The organism is Photobacterium proteolyticum (assembly GCF_001939735.1).
In the GTDB taxonomy this organism is placed as follows: Bacteria; Pseudomonadota; Gammaproteobacteria; order Enterobacterales; family Vibrionaceae; genus Photobacterium; species Photobacterium proteolyticum.
The window spans coordinates 67,494-87,183 of the sequence record NZ_MJIL01000097.1; the positions used below are offsets into that span (position 1 = coordinate 67,494).

General features: G+C 48.2%; 18 protein-coding genes. 14 read left to right on the forward strand and 4 right to left on the reverse strand.

The features are described from left to right. The 6 genes from lpdA to BIT28_RS25740 all read left to right on the forward strand — a co-directional run bounded on the left by lpdA (position 1) and on the right by BIT28_RS25740 (position 6,871). Positions 1 to 2,223, forward strand: a complete 2,223-nt coding sequence (gene lpdA / locus BIT28_RS25715) for a dihydrolipoyl dehydrogenase (RefSeq protein WP_075767816.1) — start codon at positions 1 to 3, stop codon at positions 2,221 to 2,223. Between the two features lie 4 nt (positions 2,224 to 2,227). Next, positions 2,228 to 3,406: an ABC transporter substrate-binding protein gene (locus tag BIT28_RS25720; RefSeq protein ID WP_075767817.1), complete on the forward strand. Its 1,179-nt coding sequence runs from the start codon at positions 2,228 to 2,230 to the stop codon at positions 3,404 to 3,406. A 57-nt stretch (positions 3,407 to 3,463) separates the two neighbouring features. Continuing rightward, positions 3,464 to 5,194 (forward strand): ABC transporter permease, encoded by a 1,731-nt coding sequence (locus BIT28_RS25725; protein ID WP_075767818.1) that lies wholly within the window; start codon positions 3,464 to 3,466, stop codon positions 5,192 to 5,194. Further along, positions 5,160 to 5,807, forward strand: a complete 648-nt coding sequence (locus tag BIT28_RS25730; RefSeq protein ID WP_075767819.1) for an ATP-binding cassette domain-containing protein — start codon at positions 5,160 to 5,162, stop codon at positions 5,805 to 5,807. Before BIT28_RS25725 ends, BIT28_RS25730 begins: the two co-directional genes overlap by 35 nt. Before the next feature lie 11 nt (positions 5,808 to 5,818). Next, positions 5,819 to 6,442 carry a CDP-alcohol phosphatidyltransferase family protein gene (locus tag BIT28_RS25735; RefSeq protein ID WP_075767820.1) on the forward strand — a complete coding sequence of 208 codons (624 nt, stop codon included), beginning with the start codon at positions 5,819 to 5,821 and terminating at the stop codon, positions 6,440 to 6,442. Between the two features lie 213 nt (positions 6,443 to 6,655). Beyond that, a complete protein-coding gene (locus BIT28_RS25740) occupies positions 6,656 to 6,871 on the forward strand; it encodes a DUF2986 domain-containing protein (RefSeq protein ID WP_075767821.1) in 216 nt (71 codons plus the stop codon). A 57-nt stretch (positions 6,872 to 6,928) separates the two neighbouring features. Here BIT28_RS25740 and punR read toward each other — a convergent pair whose 3' ends face one another. After that, positions 6,929 to 7,831, reverse strand: coding sequence for a DNA-binding transcriptional activator PunR (gene punR / locus BIT28_RS25745; RefSeq protein WP_075767822.1), 903 nt, complete (start codon positions 7,829 to 7,831; stop codon positions 6,929 to 6,931). 105 nt (positions 7,832 to 7,936) lie between these two features. On the opposite strand from punR, the gene punC reads away from it, so the two are divergent. From punC to torA, 8 genes are all read left to right on the forward strand, one after another. Then, complete coding sequence (punC, locus tag BIT28_RS25750; RefSeq protein WP_075767848.1) at positions 7,937 to 9,145, forward strand: purine nucleoside transporter PunC; 1,209 nt, start codon at positions 7,937 to 7,939, stop codon at positions 9,143 to 9,145. Positions 9,146 to 9,455: 310 nt separating this feature from the next. Further along, positions 9,456 to 10,184 (forward strand): arginine ABC transporter ATP-binding protein ArtP, encoded by a 729-nt coding sequence (artP, locus tag BIT28_RS25755; protein WP_075767849.1) that lies wholly within the window; start codon positions 9,456 to 9,458, stop codon positions 10,182 to 10,184. Between the two features lie 82 nt (positions 10,185 to 10,266). After that, positions 10,267 to 10,998, forward strand: coding sequence for an arginine ABC transporter substrate-binding protein (locus BIT28_RS25760; protein ID WP_075767823.1), 732 nt, complete (start codon positions 10,267 to 10,269; stop codon positions 10,996 to 10,998). Position 10,999: 1 nt separating this feature from the next. Continuing rightward, positions 11,000 to 11,689: an arginine ABC transporter permease ArtQ gene (gene artQ / locus BIT28_RS25765; RefSeq protein ID WP_075767824.1), complete on the forward strand. Its 690-nt coding sequence runs from the start codon at positions 11,000 to 11,002 to the stop codon at positions 11,687 to 11,689. Beyond that, positions 11,686 to 12,357: an arginine ABC transporter permease ArtM gene (artM, locus tag BIT28_RS25770; protein WP_075767825.1), complete on the forward strand. Its 672-nt coding sequence runs from the start codon at positions 11,686 to 11,688 to the stop codon at positions 12,355 to 12,357. Before artQ ends, artM begins: the two co-directional genes overlap by 4 nt. Positions 12,358 to 12,930: 573 nt before the next feature. Then, complete coding sequence (torE, locus tag BIT28_RS25775) at positions 12,931 to 13,107, forward strand: trimethylamine N-oxide reductase system protein TorE (protein WP_075767826.1); 177 nt, start codon at positions 12,931 to 12,933, stop codon at positions 13,105 to 13,107. A gap of 44 nt (positions 13,108 to 13,151) precedes the next feature. After that, positions 13,152 to 14,336, forward strand: a complete 1,185-nt coding sequence (gene torC, locus BIT28_RS25780; RefSeq protein WP_075767827.1) for a pentaheme c-type cytochrome TorC — start codon at positions 13,152 to 13,154, stop codon at positions 14,334 to 14,336. 23 nt (positions 14,337 to 14,359) lie between these two features. After that, positions 14,360 to 16,822 (forward strand): trimethylamine-N-oxide reductase TorA, encoded by a 2,463-nt coding sequence (gene torA, locus BIT28_RS25785; protein WP_075767828.1) that lies wholly within the window; start codon positions 14,360 to 14,362, stop codon positions 16,820 to 16,822. 81 nt (positions 16,823 to 16,903) lie between these two features. Here torA and BIT28_RS25790 read toward each other — a convergent pair whose 3' ends face one another. From BIT28_RS25790 to BIT28_RS25800, 3 genes are all read right to left on the reverse strand, one after another. Beyond that, the gene (locus BIT28_RS25790) at positions 16,904 to 17,479 is read right to left on the reverse strand and encodes an NAD(P)H-dependent oxidoreductase (protein WP_075767829.1); all 576 of its coding nucleotides are present in this window, start codon (positions 17,477 to 17,479) and stop codon (positions 16,904 to 16,906) included. Between the two features lie 192 nt (positions 17,480 to 17,671). Further along, a complete protein-coding gene (locus BIT28_RS25795; protein ID WP_075767830.1) occupies positions 17,672 to 18,868 on the reverse strand; it encodes an alpha/beta hydrolase in 1,197 nt (398 codons plus the stop codon). 236 nt (positions 18,869 to 19,104) lie between these two features. Beyond that, entirely contained in the window at positions 19,105 to 19,455 is a 351-nt protein-coding gene (locus BIT28_RS25800; protein ID WP_075767831.1) for a MerR family transcriptional regulator, read from the reverse strand. Positions 19,456 to 19,690: the final 235 nt, after the last annotated feature.

The following is a 19,690-nucleotide window of genomic DNA, read 5'->3' on the forward strand; positions in this document are numbered from 1 at the left end:
ATGGATAGAAAAAAACTCCTGTTACTTGCTGCAATAGGCAGCCTTGTTGGCCTATGGTTTGTTCTCGATCTGGGACAGTACTTCACGCTTGAACAGGCTAAGGCTCAGCAAGTTGCACTGCAAGACACCATAGCCCAGCAGCCGCTTTTATCAAGCTCTGTCTATTTTGTCCTGTACGTGATTGTTACAGCCCTCTCGCTGCCGGGAGCAGCTATTATGACGCTGCTAGGGGCGGCCTTATTTGGGTTCTGGTGGAGCCTGCTGCTGGTTTCCTTTGCCAGTACGATTGGTGCAACCCTGGCTTTCCTGTTCAGCCGCTTTATTTTACGCGACTGGGTCCAGAGTAAGTTTGGCCACCGTCTGGCACCGATTAACGCAGGGATTGCCAAAGACGGCCCTATTTACCTATTTACCTTACGCCTGATCCCGGTATTTCCTTTTTTCGTGGTCAACCTGCTCATGGGTTTAACCCCAATCAGTACCCGCATGTTCTACCTCGTCAGTCAGGTCGGGATGCTGGCAGGAACCATGGTATATATCAATGCAGGTACCCAACTTGGTGAAATTGAATCGCTCAGCGGCATCATTTCGGCACCGGTACTGATTTCACTGGCATTGCTTGGGCTCTTCCCGTTAGTGGCCAAATTCGTTATCAACCAGATCAACCAACGCCGTGTCTATGCCAACTGGCAGCGTCCTTCGCAATTCGATCAAAATATGGTCGTGATCGGTGCAGGTGCAGGCGGATTGGTCAGCTCCTATATCGCAGCTGCGGTAAAAGCCAGAGTAACACTGATCGAACGGCATAAGATGGGAGGTGACTGCCTCAACACGGGTTGTGTTCCTTCTAAGGCGATCATTCGTGCCGCCCATACTATGGCCGAAATATCCCGTGCCAACGAGTTTGGTATTTCAACAGGAAAGCCTGACGTTAATTTCGAAAAGGTAATGGCACGGGTACACAAGGTGATTGCCAAGATCGAACCCCATGATTCGATAGAGCGCTACTCCAAACTCGGTGTCAACTGCATTGAAGGCGATGCCAAAATCCTCTCGCCTTGGGAAGTAGAAGTAAACGGGAAACGTATTACGACAAGAAATATCGTTATCGCTACTGGCGCACGTCCGCTGGTACCGAATATTCCGGGAATTGATACGGTCAACTATCTGACCTCTGACTCCATCTGGTCGCTTAAAGCGCAACCGAAGCGCCTGCTGGTACTCGGAGGCGGCCCTATAGGCTGTGAACTGGCACAAAGTTTCAGCCGCCTGGGCAGCGAGGTCACCTTGGTAGAAATGGCTGATCAGCTCTTGATCCGTGAAGATAACGACGCAGCGGAGCTGGTTAAGCAAAGCCTGCACAATGACGGCGTTGATATCAAACTTGGCCACCGTGCAATGCGCTTTGAATCTGTCACCGAGCAAGACGGGAACATGGTTCAGCGAGCGTACCTTGATTTCAACGATGAAAAGCAACAAGTTGTTGTCGAGTTCGATACCGTCATGCTGGCACTCGGCCGTATCGCCAATGTACAAGGGTTTGGTCTTGAAGAACTCGGCATAACCACAACTGATCGTGGTACTGTGCAGGTGAATGAGTACTTACAAACCGAATACCCAAACATCTATGCTGTCGGTGATGTTGCCGGTCCGTTCCAGCTCACCCATGCTGCAGCGCACCAGGCATGGTATGCCGCTGTCAACGGGCTGTTCGGCCAGTTCAAAAAATTCAAGGCGGACTACTCTGTCCTACCGGCGGCGACCTACACCTCACCGGAAGTTGCCCGAGTAGGAATAAACGAAAAAGAAGCCGAAGCACAAGGTATTGATTATGAAGTCGTTACTTATGGAATTGATGATCTTGACCGCGCCATCACAGATGGAGAAGATCATGGCTTTATTAAAGTGATTACGCCGAAAGGAAAGGATAAAATCCTTGGCGCAACCGTTGTTGGAAACAATGCTGGTGAGCTACTTGCCGAGTTTACCCTTGCTATGCGTCACGGACTAGGACTGAACAAAATACTGGGAACAGTTCACCCCTACCCGACCATGAGCGAAGCGGCCAAATATACTGCAGGCGTCTGGAAACAAGCCAATGCACCAAAAGGTCTGCTTGCCTGGGTTGAGAAATACCACGGCTGGATGCGCAAGGAGAATAGCGAAAAGCAGCCAGATTCCGAGACAGCCAATTCCGTATTAAAAGAAGAAAGGGATAGTTAATCATATGAAGAAATTACTGTTGGGTGCAGCCATTTCGCTTGCTACCAGCTTGATACCGGCCCAAGCCTCTACCGAGGCTGCCAGCGACACGTGGCAGCAAACCGTCGCTAAAGCCCAGGGACAAACAGTTTATTTTAATGCCTGGGGAGGCAGCCAGGAAATCAACGACTATCTGCGCTGGGCCGGGCGTCAGCTCCAGACCCAATACGGTGTGACGCTAAAGCATGTCAAAGTGGCCGACATCGCCGAGACAACCCAGCGGCTGTTGGCAGAAAAAACAGCCGGCAAAAACGGCGGCGGCAGTGTCGATATGGTTTGGATCAATGGTGAGAACTTCCGCTCAATGAAGCAAAGTGGCCTTCTGTACGGTCCGTTTACCAAGCAGTTGCCTAATTGGGAATACGTCGATAAGTCTCTGCCGATAGACGAAGATTTCACCGAACCAACCGACGGTCTCGAAGCGCCTTGGGGGGTAGGTCAGCTTGTCTTCATTCATGACAAGCAAACACTGAATAATCCCCCGCAAAACTTCAGCGAGTTGCTAAGTTTGGCAAAAGCGTTCCCGGGCAAGGTCAGTTACCCGCAGCCGCCGGAGTTTCACGGTAGTAGCTTCCTCAAAGCGGCCCTGATTGAACTGACTGACAACAAAGAAGCCTTATACCAGCCGCTTGACAGCGAGAAGGACAAAGCCAAGTTTGACCAGGTTACGGCTCCGCTGTGGCAATATCTGGATCAGCTTCACCCGGTATCCTGGCAGCAAGGAAAACGCTTCCCGTCCGGTACCAGCGAAACCATCCAGTTACTGGATGACAAGCAGCTGTTACTGGCAATTACCTTTAACCCCAATGCTGCGCGGGCTGCCATTGAGCACGGTAATCTGGTCGAAACCGCTCAAACCTATGCCTTCAACCAAGGTGCATTGTCAAATATTCACTTTTTGGCCGTTCCCTGGAATGCCTCGGCTAAAGAAGGGGCTCTGGTTGCGATTAACTTCCTGATGAGTCCGGAAGCGCAAGCTCGCAAGGCTGACTCCTCAATTTGGGGCGATCCGTCTGTTCTGAAGCACAGTGCGCTAGCCGAAGGGGGCGCTCAGGGTTTCTCGCTGTTTAAATCTATACCGGAGCCTCACCCAAGCTGGCTGACTGCGCTGGAACTCGAGTGGCAAAAACGCTACGGTAGCTAAAACTGTATGGGTATTGGCCTTAAACAACGGAGCCAATACCCATTCATTAGGTTGTTTATGATTCGTTTGCTATACCTTTTCACCCTTGCTCTCTGCGCGCTGCCATTCGTACCCGGGGTACTAGGTATTTTAATTCCCGCCTTTTCCTGGCTTCCGCCTTTAGGACTAACCACCCCTAATCTGTCTGCTTTTGATGCAGTTATCCAATGGCCGGCTCTAACACAGTCCCTTTGGCTAACACTGTTTACGGGCCTTGGCAGTACCGGACTGGCGGTTCTGTTTTGCTTTCTGATCCTTCGCCAATACTGGAATAGCCCTCACTGGCAACGGGTGGAACATTCTCTATCTCCCATGCTGGCGATGCCTCATGTCGCCTTTGCCATCGGTTTTGCATTTACTTTTGCCCCTGCAGGCTGGTTCTTCCGATTGCTTGAGGCCATGGGCCTTGATACCAATGGCTGGTTTAGCTTAATCAAAGACGAGTATGGCATTGGCCTCCTGCTGGCCCTTGCCATCAAGGAAACCCCGTTCCTTTTGTTGATGAGCATTTCTGTCCTTCAGCAAATTAAGGTCAACCGCCTGACCGCTGTTGCGTCCGGATTGGGATATAGCCATAAGGAAAGCTGGCTAAAGGTTATTTTGCCCCAGTGGCTGCCGGGCATGCGACTGCCGATTTTTGCCGTCGCGGCGTACGGTATTTCGGTTGTCGATGTGGCACTTATTTTAGGGCCGGCCAGACCGCCTACCTTCTCGGTACTGGTGTGGCAGTGGTTCAATGAACCTGAACTGACATTGCTTCCGCGAGCCGCAGTCGGCGCTATCGTTTTATTGGGCCTTGCCCTGCTGACACTCGGGTTCATCCGTTTGGCAGAGTGGCTCCTGCTACAACGATGCCGCCAATGGCAAATCGACCGTCCACGCCAATCAAAAGAGATTCGCCGCAATTTGCACCTGCCCCATCCTAAGCTGCGCTTTCCAAGCTATGCGCCGTTTGTTCTGATCCCTGTTCTGGTGATTCCGGTATTAGTACTCTGGTCTTTTGCCCATCGCTGGCGGTTTCCTGACTTATTGCCGAGCCGGTATAGTCTTCGCTTCTGGCAGCAGGAGTCTCTGTCACTAGTCGAGCTTGCTGCCAACAGTCTCAGTCTGGCGTTGGTGAGTAGTCTTTGTGCCCTGGTTTTGGCTATTGCCTGCCTTGAGTACCGCCAACAATACCAGCGGGCAATACCGAGCTGGCTTATTGCGCTTCCTATGGTACTTCCTCAGTTATCGCTGCTATTTGGTATTCAAATAACAACCTATTTAATTCCCGGCCAGTGGTATTGGCTCTGGGTCGCATGGAGTCATCTGTTTTTCGTTTTCCCATACCTGTATCTGGCATTGGATGGTCCATGGCGAAATTACGATATTCGCCTAGATCAATCCGCCCGAAGCCTGGGCCTTAATGGCTGGCAAACCTGGTGGCGTGTCAAGCGCCCGCTGTTACTGCCGGCGATTTGGCTAGGCCTGGCTGTCGGGGTAAGTGTCAGTCTTGCCCAATACCTGCCGACCCAAATGCTCGGTGCCGGCCGTATTTCTACCCTCACAACAGAGGCGGTAGCACTTGCCAGCGGACAGGATCGCCGTGTCAGTGCGATCTATGGCCTACTGCAGGGAGTATTACCTTTCCTATTCTTTACCTTGGCTATCGCGGCAAGTCGCTACTCTGCCCGCTTTACCCGACGAACTCAGCAACAACGGAGAGAACGCCCGGATGATATTATCTGTGGAAAACCTCACTATAAGTAATGATGAGCAACACTTGTTTCAGCCAATAAACTTTTCTGTTGAACCGGGCAGTATTCTCACTTTGATGGGCCCCAGCGGCTGTGGTAAGTCAACTTTACTCAGCGCCATTGCCGGCCACCTGAGCCCGGAATTCGTCCTCAAGGGAACGGTTACTCTAGACGGGCAGAGTATGATAGACATGGCGCCCGATCAGCGCCGTATTGGCATTTTGTTCCAGGATGATCTCTTGTTTCCGCATCTCAATATCTGGGAAAACCTGGCTTTCGGCTTACCCAAAACAATCCGGGGAAATGAGCGCAAGAAAAAAGCACTAGAAACGCTACAACAAATTGGCCTGCCGGAACTGGCCAATAAGATGCCGACGGAGATATCAGGCGGACAACGGGCCCGTGTTAGCTTAATGCGTATGTTATTATCCAAACCACATGCAGTGTTGCTTGATGAGCCGTTTAGCAAGCTCGACAAAGCCCTACGCTGCGAGTTCAGAAGTTTTGTCTTCAACCAGATAAGACAACAACAAATCCCCGCGTTGATGGTCACCCATGACGATGATGATATACCCGAAGATGGCAGCGTACTTCGCTGGCCATGGACCGACACACCTCAGGACTGAAGAGAAACACTATGTTAGACCGCTATGCCATCAAGGTCATTCGATGGCCACTACAAACCTTTTCTGCCCTACCGGACAAACTGGGGATCACGGCCAACCAAATCACCATTGCAGGATTTATTCTCGGCTTGATGGCGCTGCCTGCTTTAATGATGCAAGAATACTATTGGGCGCTGGCATTTATCCTGCTCAACCGGATCTTTGACGGGCTCGACGGGGCGGTGGCCCGGAGGCAGGGGATCTCCGATTGCGGCGGTTTTTTAGATATCACCTTTGACTTCCTGTTTTATTCGATGGTGCCGTTCGGATTCGTTCTTGCTAATCCTGAAGCCAATGCCGTTGCCGGGGCTTTTTTGATCTTTTCGTTCATCGGAACAGGTTCAAGCTTTCTCGCCTTTGCCATTATGGCTAGCAAACGTAATATCGAAAGCCCTGTTTATAAACAGAAATCCCTTTACTATATCGGCGGACTGACAGAAGGCACCGAAACCATTGGTTGTTTCGTGCTGTTCTGCCTCCTCCCCCAGCACTTTGCTGTTATTGCCTGGATATTCGGCACGCTCTGCTGGATCACAACAGCCACTCGAATTTGGGCAGGTTACCAAACACTTAAAGATACACTTCCCAAAGCGTAGCCCTCGCTCGGCTCAGGTACTCATCCAGCCCCGTTTCACCGGGGCTGATTGGATCCTGCTTAGCGATTGATATTATCGTTCCATGCCACAATAACATATGCCTACTGGACAAACTCACCCTATCTGTCACTGATAAAAGCTAAGATTGTACTTGTCTTCGATCTGGATACCGCTACAATCACCGCCTTACTTTGACAAGCAGGCACCGATACGATGAACCGCAAGAAAAAAATCAACGAAGTACTGAAAAAGAAGCTAAAGAAAAAAAATGCCAAGCTTCATCGCAGCAACAAGCCTCGCTATATCTCTAAGGCAGAACGCGCAAAGATGGAAGCGGAAGCTGCCCAGCAGCAAGAAGCGATGCCCGAGACACCAGAAGCCCAGCCTCAGTCAACTGACAGTGAGCAGGCTGAACCTGCAGATAAATAAGGTTCGATTGAAGCTCGCCATCTCGGCAAACTATTTGCAGCGAGCTATTTCCCGTGTTTATCTCATCCATTCACGGTGAAGCTGCTCGCTATCCCCTAAATATTCCAACAGCCAGTCAATCGCCGGATTCCGGCTTTCCTTATTCCAGGCCAAACAACACGGGCTGGCAGCAAGTTTGGTTGCCAACTGTTTTTCCACCAGCTCTCCAGCAACAATCCGCGGCAGCGCCATATGCTCAGGTACAACACCAATCCCCAATCCGGCTTTCAAGCACTGAATAGCACTGTACCAGTTAGGCACCATCAGGCGACGTTGGTTGTCCATCACCCAGGTGATACGTTTAGGCAGCACCCTTGACGTGTCCTCGATACAGATACCCGGATATTTCACCAGCTCCTCAGGCTCGATATCATATTCTGCCACCGCCAGAGGGTGATCGGGCGCTACCACAAATTTCCAATTCAGGCTTCCCATATCCCTGTAATCAAACGAACCACTGACAGGAACTGCTGCGGTTGCACCGATTACCACATCCGCCCTACCGCCAGCCAGTGCATCCCATACACCGTTATATACTTCCATCGACAAATGCAGCTCGACGTCAGGAAACTCCCGGTAGAAATCTCGCACCAGGGTATTCACCCGGCTTTCCCTCACCACGGTATCGAGGGCAACCGACACACTCTGGGACCAGCCATTGGCAACACGCTGGGTTTGAGATTTTATCTGTTCCATCCGTTTTATTAGATCGCGCGCCTCTTCAACAAAGTACTCACCGGCAGGTGTTAGCTGTACCTGTCGGTGTAACCTAACAAATAAATCAACAGCAAGACGCTCTTCTATTAGCCTTACCGTGTAACTGATTGCGCTTGGAACCTTATGCAACTCTTCCGCAGCAGCAGAAAAACTGCCTCTTCTGGCCACAACATCAATAACTTGCAAATCATTGTATGAAAACATAACGAATCAAATTTTTTGAAAGCAATGTTTAAATATTACCGTTTCACAGTGAAACAAAGCAAGATTAAACTGGCCGCAAATGTAATACAGATAAAGTCTTCTTTTATGAACAAACAACCTTCAAAAATCACCATATTTTGGTTTGCATGTCTAAGTATGCTGGGTTTCCTTGCAACTGACATGTACCTGCCTGCTTTTGAAACAATGCGGTCAGATTTCAATACATCACAATCACTTATAGGTTTGTCATTAAGTATTTTCTTGCTTGGTATGGCCTTAGGACAACTTATCTACGGACCACTCTCCGATCGTGTCGGCCGCATTAAAGTTCTGATGGGAGGGATGATTTTATTCAGCCTTGCATCTGTACTTTGTGCTTTCGCCCCGAACGTCGAGTTCTTGCTGGTTGCTCGATTTGCTCAAGCGCTAGGCGCTTGTAGTGCAACGGTTATCTGGCAGGCTGTAGTAGTGGATCGCTACGAAGGAAAAGTGTCGGAGCGTGTCTTTGCCACTATAATGCCTCTTGTGGCATTATCTCCTGCGCTTGCTCCGCTTGCTGGTGCATTACTTGAACACCAGTTTGGTTGGCGCAGTATCTTTATTGCACTTGTTGGTTTTGGGGCAGTTTTGTCCGTTATGACACTAAAAGAGCCTGAAAGCGCAAATTTAGAAAAGAAGCAGGAAAAGATCAGCGTTCAGCTACGTCGCGATTACCAGCAAATCCTTAGCTCAAAAAAATTCATTGGTAACATGATGATTTTTGCAGCCTGTTCTGCGGCTTTCTTTGCCTACCTGACAGGCTCACCTTTTGTCATGTCAGAGATGGGCTACTCAGGTTCAGACATCGGCTTAAGTTATGCACCTCAGACTGTTGCCTTTATTATCGGCGGTTATGGCTGCCGAACATTGCTGAACAAGTTCGACAGTCAGCAGCTTCTTCCTTGGATCCTGAAGCTGTTCATTACCAGCGTTACCGTTATGTTCCTGATTTCGGTCAACACTGAACCAACAACTATCTGGCCAATCTTAGTGCCATTCTGTCTGCTGGCAGTAGCTAATGGTGCTATCTACCCAATCATTATCAGCAAAGCACTGGAAGACTTTAAAAACTGCAGTGCAACGGCTGCAGGTCTGCTGAACTTCCTGCAAACCATGGTGTGTTTCGCAGCCAGTGGTATCGTATCGGCACTCTCCGTATACGGATTGATCACTGTCACCTCGACAATGTTTGCGACCGCCTTTGTCGCGCTGATGGGCTATGCGTTGGTTGTCCAAGCCCGCAGACAGTCGCTTCAAAACGCGCAGACTGCATAAAATTCCATTTTTAATCTAATCCCCCTCTCTTGGCCACCTCCGGGTGGCCTTGTTATATCTAGTGCCCCTCTCCTTCCCAACCAAGAAAAAGATGACTAAAATCTCACCCCCCACTTAGCCTTTCCTTTTCCCTCACACCATTATTTAACAAACCAGCTCTAACAGACTGGTTAAACCAGCAATAAACACCAACAATCAAACAATTAATAAACAATCATATAACACAAGAGATTATTTATACATTTTTCTTGCATAAGATCCCACTTTAGGTAATATAAAAAACTAATGACGATTAATGCAGTATGTCAGCATGAGTATTCAAGTAACCAATATCAATAAATTCTACGGACCCACGCAGGTTCTTCATGATGTGAACTTCAGTTGTGACAAGGGCGATACCCTAGTATTGCTCGGTCCTAGTGGTGCCGGTAAAAGCTCATTGCTACGCATCCTGAATCTCCTTGAAACAGCCAGCAGCGGTGAATTACATATTGCCAGCGAGCAATTCAATTTCGGTGCGTCTGTCGCAGAGAAGGAAGGACTGAAACTGCGCCGTAAGGTTGGCATGGTTTTTCAACAATACAATCTGTGGCCTCACCTGACGGTATTGGAAAACTTAATAGAAGCCCCAATCAAAGTAGCAGGGATTAACAAAGAAGCAGCAGTTACGGATGCACTCGCAATCCTTTCGACTCTTCAGCTTGAAGACAAGGCTGATGCCTGGCCGTTACAGCTATCAGGTGGTCAGCAGCAACGTGTTGCGATCGCCCGTGCTCTGATGATGAAGCCGGATGTTTTATTGTTCGATGAACCAACAGCTGCACTGGATCCGGAAATCACCAACCAGGTCGTCAAGATCATTAATCAATTAAGTGAAACCGGTATTACTCAGGTTGTGGTAACACATGAAGTCGATTTTGCCCGAAAAATAGCCAGCCATGTTTTGTACCTTGAACAAGGTCGAATTGTCGAACACGGCAGCAAAGAGGCATTCATCAATCCGACCACGCCGGAATTTGCCGAGTACCTGACACACTGATTTATCCCTTTATTTTTATTACCTAATTTCCTGCATCATTCTTGCCAACGATGCAGAGCACAGTTATGCACGGAGTATCGCGATGAAAAAAGTTCTACTAGCTTCCCTAATCGGCCTGGTTTCATTTCAGTCAGCAGCTCAGGAAGAAATCAAGTTTGCCATGGAAGCCACTTACGCCCCTTTCGAGTATGTTGATGAAAACAACCAGATTCAGGGCTTCGATGTCGATCTGGCCAATGCGCTATGTGAAGAGCTCAAGGCAACGTGTTCTTTCCATAACCAGCCGTTTGACAGCCTGATCCCGGCGCTGAAATTCCGTCGTTATGATGCAGCCATTTCCGGTATTGATATCACCGAGCAGCGCTTGCAGCAGGTCAACTTTACTAACGCCTACTACGAGAACTCAGCGGCTTTCGTTGCTATTGAAGGCAAGGTTAACAGCCAGAAAGCTCTGGTTGGTAAACGTGTTGGTGTCCAGAACGGCTCAACCCACCAGAGCTACCTGATGGAACAAATGGACGGTGTGACTGCAGTCCCTTATGCAAGCTATCAAGATGCATTCATCGATATGCAAAACGGCCGTATTGATTCTGTATTTGGTGACACCGCTGTCGTTGCTGAGTGGTTTGAAAAGAACAATAAGCTTGCCTACGTAGGAGAGCAGGTCACCAATGCACAGTATTTCGGTAACGGTTTCGGTATCGCCGTAAACAAGAACAACCAAGAGCTGGTAGATAAACTAAACACCGCGTTGAAAACAGTGAAAGCGAACGGTAAATACCAGGTGATCTTCGACAAGTATTTCGGTAAGTAATATGGCGTTATCAGGTTATGCGCTTACCCTGGCAGAAGCTGGCTGGCTGACATTGCAGCTGGCTTTTGCCAGCTTGTTGGTAGGACTTGTATTAGCGGTACTTTTTGCCGGGGGCGAAATGTCCCGTTACCGCTTTATCTCATGGCCGACAACCGCACTGGTTACTATTCTGCGTGGTCTGCCCGAATTACTGGTTGTGCTATTCATTTTCTTTGGCTCGACGCAGGTATTGTTCATTGTGACGGGTGATTATGTCGAAGTCAGTCCGTTTCTGTCCGGCGTTATTGCCCTGTCGCTGATATTTGCCGCCTATGCCGCCCAAACATTGCGTGGTGCATTAAAAGCAGTTCCTAATGGACAACGTGAAGCCGCCAGTGCCCTTGGGATCAGCAAGTTTCAGGCATTTATCCGGATAGTGCTTCCTCAGGCTGTCCGCCACGCGCTGCCGGGGCTCACTAACCAATGGCTGGTTCTCCTCAAAGATACTGCGCTGGTTTCACTCATTGGTGTGACTGATCTCTTGAAACAGGCTCAGCTAACTGCCGCCGCCACCCACGAGAGTTTTACCTGGTATGCCTGTGCAGCGGCCATTTATCTGGTGATCACCCTGATCACTCAAAAAGCAGTAAAGGTAATGGACAAAAAGTTTAGCGCACAAGGGCTGAGCAGTGCACAAGGAGCATCAGCATGAACCAACAGCATCTCTGGCAACTTCTCGAAGGCCTCATAACCAGTATTGAACTCACCGCCGTTTCTCTATTTGTCGGCTGTCTGCTGGCGCTGTTAATGACATTGACGCTGATCCTACGTACACCTGTTGTTCACTGGCTAAGTCGCGGTGTGATCACCCTTTTCACCGGCACACCGCTGCTTGTACAGATCTTCCTCATCTACTATGGGCCGGGACAGTTTGATGCAGTTCGTGAAAGTATCTTCTGGGATTGGCTCAGCCAGCCCTGGTTTTGTGCAATGCTTGCGCTGGCCTTGAACACGGCAGCATACAGTACTCAGTTATTTAAGGGCGCTTTCAATGCCATTCCTCCCGGCCAGTGGCATGCCTGTCAGGCATTGGGCATGGGGAAAAAGGCAACCCTAGGTGTGCTCTTGCCTTACGCAATACGGCGCGCTATTCCAGCCTATTCCAACGAAGTGATCCTACTATTTAAGGGTACGTCGCTCGCAAGCACAATTACCATTATGGACATCATGGGGTATGCCCAGCGTATTAATGCCCAAACCTATGACACGCTGGTTGTATTTAGCGTTGCCGGTTTATTCTATCTCACTGTAAACGGTATGCTTACCATCGCTTTTCGCCAAGTTGAAAAGAAAGCACTGGCATTTGAAACTGCACGTTAATATACCTACCTATAGAAATTCATAAAAAAAACCAGTTGCTAACGCAGCTGGTTTTATTTTTATATGAAGACCGAACCATTAAGAAATCAACCTTCCAAATGATATTTGTTATTATTTAGCCTCACGACTACCCCCACAATAATATTCATATGCACATTTACACTTATTCATAGTTGATTCACATCTCTTACTTCTTTATGGTAATTGGAAATAACCCGTAAGTTGCTAATATCGTTAACGCATAATCATAACCTGACAGACCCCGTTTATAATCAGTAAGAATTAACACCTGAGCAACACAACCCACACCTCGACAACAATTAATAAACATATACCAAGCCGATTATATTTTATTTATCCATTAACATTTATTAACAAGTAAATATAAAGAATCACAACCATTTTATTCTTATTCATGTTTCCGTTGAGGATCAAAAAACATAACAATTAAATATATTAATACCGCCAACCTAATTGAATTGCTGTAAATATATATTTTATGATCTTGCTAAAAATAGAATTGTAAAATTCATTCTTTGTTTTTTGTTAAACAAATAATATACAGGTAGCTCTATGAACAATGGCATAAGCACAGCAAGCCAAGACAAGCGAAAGCTTGAATGGCGCACTTTCTTTTTAATCACAGTCGTTCTCTTCCCTATTCTCAGCGTTATGACAGTAGGTGGATATGGCTTCTTTGTGTGGATGATGCAGGTGTTTTTCCTGGGTCCTCCTGGTCACGGCGGCTAACTCCTTCACGATACTAACCAGAATCAACAATAAGAGAACCCGATATGAAATCATTATTAACCAAAACTTGGCAGACGTTGTCTCGTCCAAGTATCCATATCAGTCTTGGTGTACTAACACTAGGCGGCTTTCTAGCCGGTATCATTTTTTGGGGTGGATTTAATACTGCACTGGAAGCAACCAATACCGAAGAATTCTGTATTGGCTGCCACACAATGGAAAACAATGTTTACCAGGAGTTGCAGGAAACTGTTCACTGGAAAAATACCTCTGGTGTACGTGCAACCTGCCCTGACTGTCACGTTCCTCATGACTGGACAGCAAAAATCGCCCGTAAAATGCAGGCAAGTAAAGAAGTGTTCGCCCAACTTTTTGGTGATCTAGACACCCGTGAAAAATTCGAAGAACGCCGAATTACCCTAGCCCAGCACGAATGGGATCGTTTCTCTGCCAACAAATCTCTTGAATGTAAAAACTGCCACAACTACGAGAGCATGGATTTCGATAACATGCGCCCAACCGCTCGCATTCAGATGAAGCAGGCTGCAGAGCGCGACCAGAGCTGTATTGACTGTCACAAAGGTATCGCGCACAACCTGCCGAAAAATATGGACAGCACCGGCGGAATGATTTCTCAGCTTGAACAACTTGCATCTAACACCAAGTTCACGACCGGCCAAGAGTACATCAGTGTTCGTCATCTGCCGCTTTATGAAGAGAAAAGCCTGGCAACAGAAGCCGGTCTGCTAAACCCGGCGTCTTCGGTGAAAATTATCGACCAGTCTAATGATGCAATCCAGGTTGAAGTATCTGGCTGGCGTAAAGATAAAGGCTTCGGCCGTGTTATCCAGGAAGACTTCGGTATGAACATCGCCGTTGCCTCGCTGCTTAAAGAATCTGCCACCAACGATCAGATCGTCGAGAAGTTCGAGCGTAAAGAAGACGACCTGACCGGTCTGCCATGGCAGCGTGTTACCGCCAAGCTGTGGATGAAGAAAGAAGCATTACTTGATGATGTACAACCAATCTGGGATCAGGCGAAACAGTCATACCAAACGAACTGTTCTGTATGTCATACCCAACCTGATGAGGCACACTTTGATGCCAACACCTGGCCTGGCATGTTTAACGGCATGATGGCATTCGTTAACTTCGATACCGATAGCAAAGCGCTGGTACTGAAGTATCTACAAAAACATTCATCAGATTTTTCTGACGGCCACCACTAAGAGATTGATGGAGTATTTTAAGTATGTCTGTTAGCAGAAGAAGTTTTCTTAAAGGTCTGGCAACCACAAGTGCCGTCTCCGTCATTGGCCCTAGCCTACTGGCTTCAGCCAAGGCAACTGCCGCGGAAACCACCGGAACATGGAAAATGTCGGGCTCACACTGGGGGGCTTTCCGTGCCCACATCTATGCGGGCAAGGTTCAGGAAATCAAACCATTAGAGCTTGATAAGCACCCAACCGATATGATGAACGGCATTAAGGGCATTATCTATAGCCCCTCACGTGTCCGTTACCCAATGGTGCGCTTGGACTGGCTGAAAAAGCACAAATACAGTGGCGAAACCCGTGGTAACAACCGCTTCATCCGTGTCACCTGGGATGAGGCTCTGGATCTTTTCTACCGCGAGCTAGAGCGAGTTCAGAAAGATTACGGTCCTTGGGCACTTCACGCCGGTCAAACCGGCTGGCGCCAGACGGGCCAGTTCCACAGCTGTACCAGCCACATGCAACGTGCCGTTGGTATGCACGGTAACTTCATTACCAAAGTGGGTGACTACTCTACAGGTGCCGGTCAGACGATCCTGCCTTATATACTCGGTTCAACCGAAGTCTATGCACAAGGTACGTCTTGGTCGGAGATCCTTGACCACAGTAAGAACATCGTACTTTGGGCAACTGACCCGGTTAAAAACCTGCAGGTTGGCTGGAACTGTGAAACTCACGAGTCATATGCTTACCTGGAGAAATTGAAAGAGAAAGTAGCCAACGGCGAGATCAACGTCCTTTCAGTTGACCCGGTTAAGAACAAAACTCAGCGTTACCTTGGTAACGACCACATGTACATTAACCCGCAGACTGACGTTGCATTCATGCTTGCAGTGGCGCACACCCTGTACACCGAAGAGCTATACGACAAAAAGTTCATCAAAACATACTGCCTGGGCTTTGATGACTTTGTGCCTTACTTCATGGGTACGAGCAAAGACAAGATCGAGAAGACACCTGAATGGGCGGCTGAGATCTGTGGTGTCGATGCCGACAAGATCCGTGAATTTGCCCGTATGCTGGTTAATGGCCGTACCCAAATCCTGTTTGGCTGGTGTATCCAACGTCAGGAGCATGGTGAGCAACCATATTGGATGGGTGCTGTTATTGCTGCAATGGTGGGCCAGATTGGTCTGCCTGGCGGTGGCGTCTCCTACGGCCACCACTACAGCTCTATCGGTGTTCCTTCAACAGGCTTCGCTGCACCCGGTGGTTTCCCGCGTAACGTTGACCAAGGCCAAAAGCCTAAATGGGACAACAATGATTTCAATGGCTACAGCCGTACTATCCCGGTTGCCCGTTGGGTTGACTGCCTGCTAGAGCCTGGTAAAGAAATCAAATACAACGGCTCTAAGGTGATTCTGCCGGACTATAAGATGATGGTGATCAGCGGCAACAACCCTTGGCACCATCATCAGGATCGCAACCGCATGAAGCAAGCGTTCCAGAAGCTGCAGACAGTTGTCACCGTAGACTTCGCCTGGACGGCTACCTGCCGCTTCTCAGATATCGTACTGCCGGCCTGTACGCAGTTCGAACGTAACGATATCGATGTCTACGGCTCATACAGTGGTCGCGGTCTGATTGCCATGCACAAACTGGTTGATCCACTGTATCAGTCTAAGACTGATTTCGAGATTTTCACTGAGCTCTCTCGCCGTTTCGGTCGCCATAAGGAATACACCCGTGGTATGGACGAGATGGAATGGGTACGCAAGCTATACGCTGATTGTCGCGAGGCAAACAAAGCGTCATTCGATATGCCTGAATTTGATGAGTTCTGGGAAAAAGGCGTTCTAGATTTTGGTGAGGGTAAACCATGGGTTCGTCATGCCGACTTCCGTGAAGACCCAGAGATCAATGCACTAGGTACACCATCAGGCTTCATCGAGATCTCCAGCCGTAAAATCGACCGTTTCGGTTACGAGCACTGTCAGGGCCACCCAATGTGGTTTGAGAAAAGTGAGCGCTCCCACGGTGGTCCGGGCTCTGAAAAACACCCGTTCTGGATGCAATCTTGTCACCCTGACAAACGTCTGCACTCCCAGATGTGTGAATCGGAAGAGTACCGCGCAACTTATGCAGTAAAAGGTCGTGAACCGGTTTACATCAACCCGAAAGATGCAGCGGAAAAAGGCATTAAAGATGGCGATATCGTTCGTGTATTTAATGACCGTGGCCAGCTTCTTGCCGGTGCGGTACTCACCGATAGCTATGCTCGCGGCGTGATCCGTATTGAAGAAGGTGCCTGGTATGGTCCGCTTAACGAGAAAGTCGGTGCGGTTTGTACCTATGGCGATCCGAACACCTTGACTCAGGATATCCCGTCATCCGAGCTTGCTCAGGCAACCAGTGCCAATACTTGTCTGGTTGATTTCGAGAAATTCACCGGTGAGGTACCGCCAGTGACGTCATTCGGCGGACCAATCGAAATACACTAAGCCTCTGCTCTTAGCTGGTAAGTAACATAAAGCCCCGACCCACATATTAAACCGTGGCCCGGGGCTTTTTACCTTTGAAAGCTACAACTTCGCTGCAAGAGCGGAAACTTGCTTACTCCATTTTTCTCGTTGCTGTTCAGATGAGCTAATAACCGGACCGATATAGGTTGGCGATCCGACTTTGATGCCACAGAACTCCAACACTGTTCTCTTAAGTTGTTTGTAGACCGGATTACCCTGAATCCAACGATAATAAAGAGGCGGTGTATCCATAGTAAGAATAATATCGGCACTTCGCCCGCTAAGAAGCTTGTCTGGAGTCATCTTGCCTTCTTGATAGTTAAAGGCAAAACCAGATAAAAAAGTCCGGTCTATCAGCCCCTTTAACTTGGCTGGCATTCCCCCCCACCACACCGGAAAAATAAAGACCACATGCTCGGCCCATTTCAGCAGCGATTGAAATTCGCTCAGATCAGCTTCAAGGGGCTGATTTTCATCATAGCCATGGTGCAAATCAGGCTCGAACGTCAACTCACTGAGAGCAAGCACCTTTACTTGATGCTTATTCCGGCTTGATAAAACGTATTGCTCAGTTAACTCATGACAAAAACTGTTTGCCTTCGGGTTTCCATTGATTACCAGTATTTTTCGGCTCATAACGCTCTTCCTCTATAACTGAGGGCAGCATAAACCTTGCCCCTAGGGAAAGAGTCAATAAGCTTTTTTCGTTTGATATATAAGTGATTTAAAGCTCTGAAGGCAATATTCAGTTTCTGTACGATACAAAGATATCTGTTCACTCAACGCCTTCAGAGCCTCGGTTTCGATCGTTAAGATTCAGTGACTCCCTCAGTATATCCGCAACTCAATACCTGCAGGTGCTATCATCTCCGGGCCTTGTCTCAGATGCTGGTCAAAGAATTGAACCAGCATAGCATTGCTGGCGTTATGCATTACCTCTGAGTCGATACTGCCAAGGATACCTGCATATTTTAGATACGGGAGGTGATTCAGAATGCTGAAATTCATGTGCGCTGCCCCCGTAAATACGGCCTCACAACCACCGCCTGAATTCGCCTTTGCTACTTGCTGATCCATCCATGAATAATCATGAGTCACACCTTCTAACTGGGTGTCAGTCGTATAGGCAAAACAAACCGGCGCATTATTATCCGGTTTTAGCGAGAATGAGAAATGCTGACCGTCTAAATTAAATCCAGCTTTCACCCGCTCATCGTTCATCGCCAAATGTGATGCCATGGAACCACCGAAAGAGTGACCAAAAGCAGCAAGTTTGTTGAGGTCCAGATGTCCAGTTAACCGCGTTTGTCGTATACCACTGGCAATATCCGGCAGTGCATCCAATAATAGCTGATTGTTCTTCAACCACGGTTGAAAATTACTTACCGCTTTTCTCATGAGGTCTTGCTCATACTGTTGCGATTTCTGCTGCCATTCAACCAATGATTGGCTCTGACGTATACGCTCAATAGATATCGAAATTCTGTTTGCAATGTCGGCATCAAAATCATCGGCACTGATAGCAACGCTCTGCTGCTGAGGCACAAGATCACCATTTACGCGCTTCACAATCAGACTATGACCAGGATGGCCTAGTGCCAGAACCACAAAGCCATGACTGGCCAGCTGCTCCATATTGGTTAAGTTTTGTTGCGCAAAAGAGCCGTAGCCGTGATTAAAGAGAAGAACAGGATGTTGTCCGGCCAACACCTCTACATCAATAATCGACTTTGTAAGGCGTTCATCCGTCATCAGTTCTCCGGGAAAGCCCTGTTGCTTACCTAATGCTTCGGCTAAATAGGCTGGCATATAGGGTAACCGTTCACCCTCTGCATTATTTACTGCAGGATACCAGGCAGTCACATGAACAAAGCTATCCCCATCTTGCACTTCAAACTCAGTCACTCCAACTTTATGCTCACCATCGGGCTCTGGTATCTCCGGAGCTGGTAACAACATAACAACTCCCACCAGCAAGACAAAAATGCAAACCAAACCCGCGCTAAACCGAACAAACCACTTCATTTCGCCTCCTTACACATCAACTTGTAAGGAATTTGACAGCAGTTCCCGCAGGCAGCAAGCGTATTTACGCTTCCACTTTCTGTCTTATCATTTGCATGGTAAGTCTTCGGGGCATTTCACAAAACTATGGCCACATGTACAAAATTGCTCATCAACGTCTGAACACAAATGTGCTTTTTTGCCCCAAAAATTTGCAGTTATCCCTTCTCTGTCAGTTTAGGGTCATCGCGAACCGACTAAAGGTTCTTTAGACACTCCTCAATTTCAGTCCGATACATGGATATCTGTTTGTTCATCTCCTTCAGCGCCTCGATTTCGGCATTAACCTTACGCTGCTTATGGTCCAGTAGTTCTATCACCGCGTACCAGTCAAGTGTGTTACGGCTCACCACCAGCTTCTTTAGCTCAGTTAAGCTAATACCTAGCTGTTGGGCCTGCTTGATGAGTTTGACGAACTCAACATCCTCGGTGTTGTAAACCCGATAGCTACCTTCTCGCAGGACATGAGTGAGCAACCCCATGGTCTCGTACAATCGAATAGCTTTTGGAGAGGCTCCGGTACGCTTGGCGATTTCACCGATATACACTGTCGTTTTCCTTATAAAAACTGCATCAACAACGAATAGTAATATCAGTTTTCAAATCAACAATATAGCTATCATTCTCATCATCAAATGCTTCAACTCCATCACAAGGTAGAACCATGATTTCACTAACCATCTGAGCATTAAGACATTTTCACAACCATTGAGATACCTTCTCGTACATACCCACTTTAGGTATACACTTCTTTAAGAGCTCCAATGAGGCATTGCGGCAAAC

Bases quoted from the DNA above. Each gene is read 5' to 3' on its own strand.
- torA (WP_075767828.1), top strand. From the start codon at position 14,360: ATGTCTGTTAGCAGAAGAAGTTTTCTTAAAGGTCTGGCAACCACAAGT.
- punC (WP_075767848.1), top strand. From the start codon at position 7,937: ATGAACAAACAACCTTCAAAAATCACCATATTTTGGTTTGCATGTCTA.
- artP (WP_075767849.1), top strand. From the start codon at position 9,456: ATGAGTATTCAAGTAACCAATATCAATAAATTCTACGGACCCACGCAG.
- torC (WP_075767827.1), top strand. From the start codon at position 13,152: ATGAAATCATTATTAACCAAAACTTGGCAGACGTTGTCTCGTCCAAGT.
- torE (WP_075767826.1), top strand. From the start codon at position 12,931: ATGAACAATGGCATAAGCACAGCAAGCCAAGACAAGCGAAAGCTTGAA.
- lpdA (WP_075767816.1), top strand. From the start codon at position 1: ATGGATAGAAAAAAACTCCTGTTACTTGCTGCAATAGGCAGCCTTGTT.
- BIT28_RS25735 (WP_075767820.1), top strand. From the start codon at position 5,819: ATGTTAGACCGCTATGCCATCAAGGTCATTCGATGGCCACTACAAACC.
- BIT28_RS25725 (WP_075767818.1), top strand. From the start codon at position 3,464: ATGATTCGTTTGCTATACCTTTTCACCCTTGCTCTCTGCGCGCTGCCA.
- BIT28_RS25795 (WP_075767830.1), bottom strand. From the start codon at position 18,868: ATGAAGTGGTTTGTTCGGTTTAGCGCGGGTTTGGTTTGCATTTTTGTC.
- artQ (WP_075767824.1), top strand. From the start codon at position 11,000: ATGGCGTTATCAGGTTATGCGCTTACCCTGGCAGAAGCTGGCTGGCTG.
- punR (WP_075767822.1), bottom strand. From the start codon at position 7,831: ATGTTTTCATACAATGATTTGCAAGTTATTGATGTTGTGGCCAGAAGA.
- artM (WP_075767825.1), top strand. From the start codon at position 11,686: ATGAACCAACAGCATCTCTGGCAACTTCTCGAAGGCCTCATAACCAGT.
- BIT28_RS25720 (WP_075767817.1), top strand. From the start codon at position 2,228: ATGAAGAAATTACTGTTGGGTGCAGCCATTTCGCTTGCTACCAGCTTG.
- BIT28_RS25790 (WP_075767829.1), bottom strand. From the start codon at position 17,479: ATGAGCCGAAAAATACTGGTAATCAATGGAAACCCGAAGGCAAACAGT.
- BIT28_RS25760 (WP_075767823.1), top strand. From the start codon at position 10,267: ATGAAAAAAGTTCTACTAGCTTCCCTAATCGGCCTGGTTTCATTTCAG.
- BIT28_RS25730 (WP_075767819.1), top strand. From the start codon at position 5,160: ATGATATTATCTGTGGAAAACCTCACTATAAGTAATGATGAGCAACAC.
- BIT28_RS25740 (WP_075767821.1), top strand. From the start codon at position 6,656: ATGAACCGCAAGAAAAAAATCAACGAAGTACTGAAAAAGAAGCTAAAG.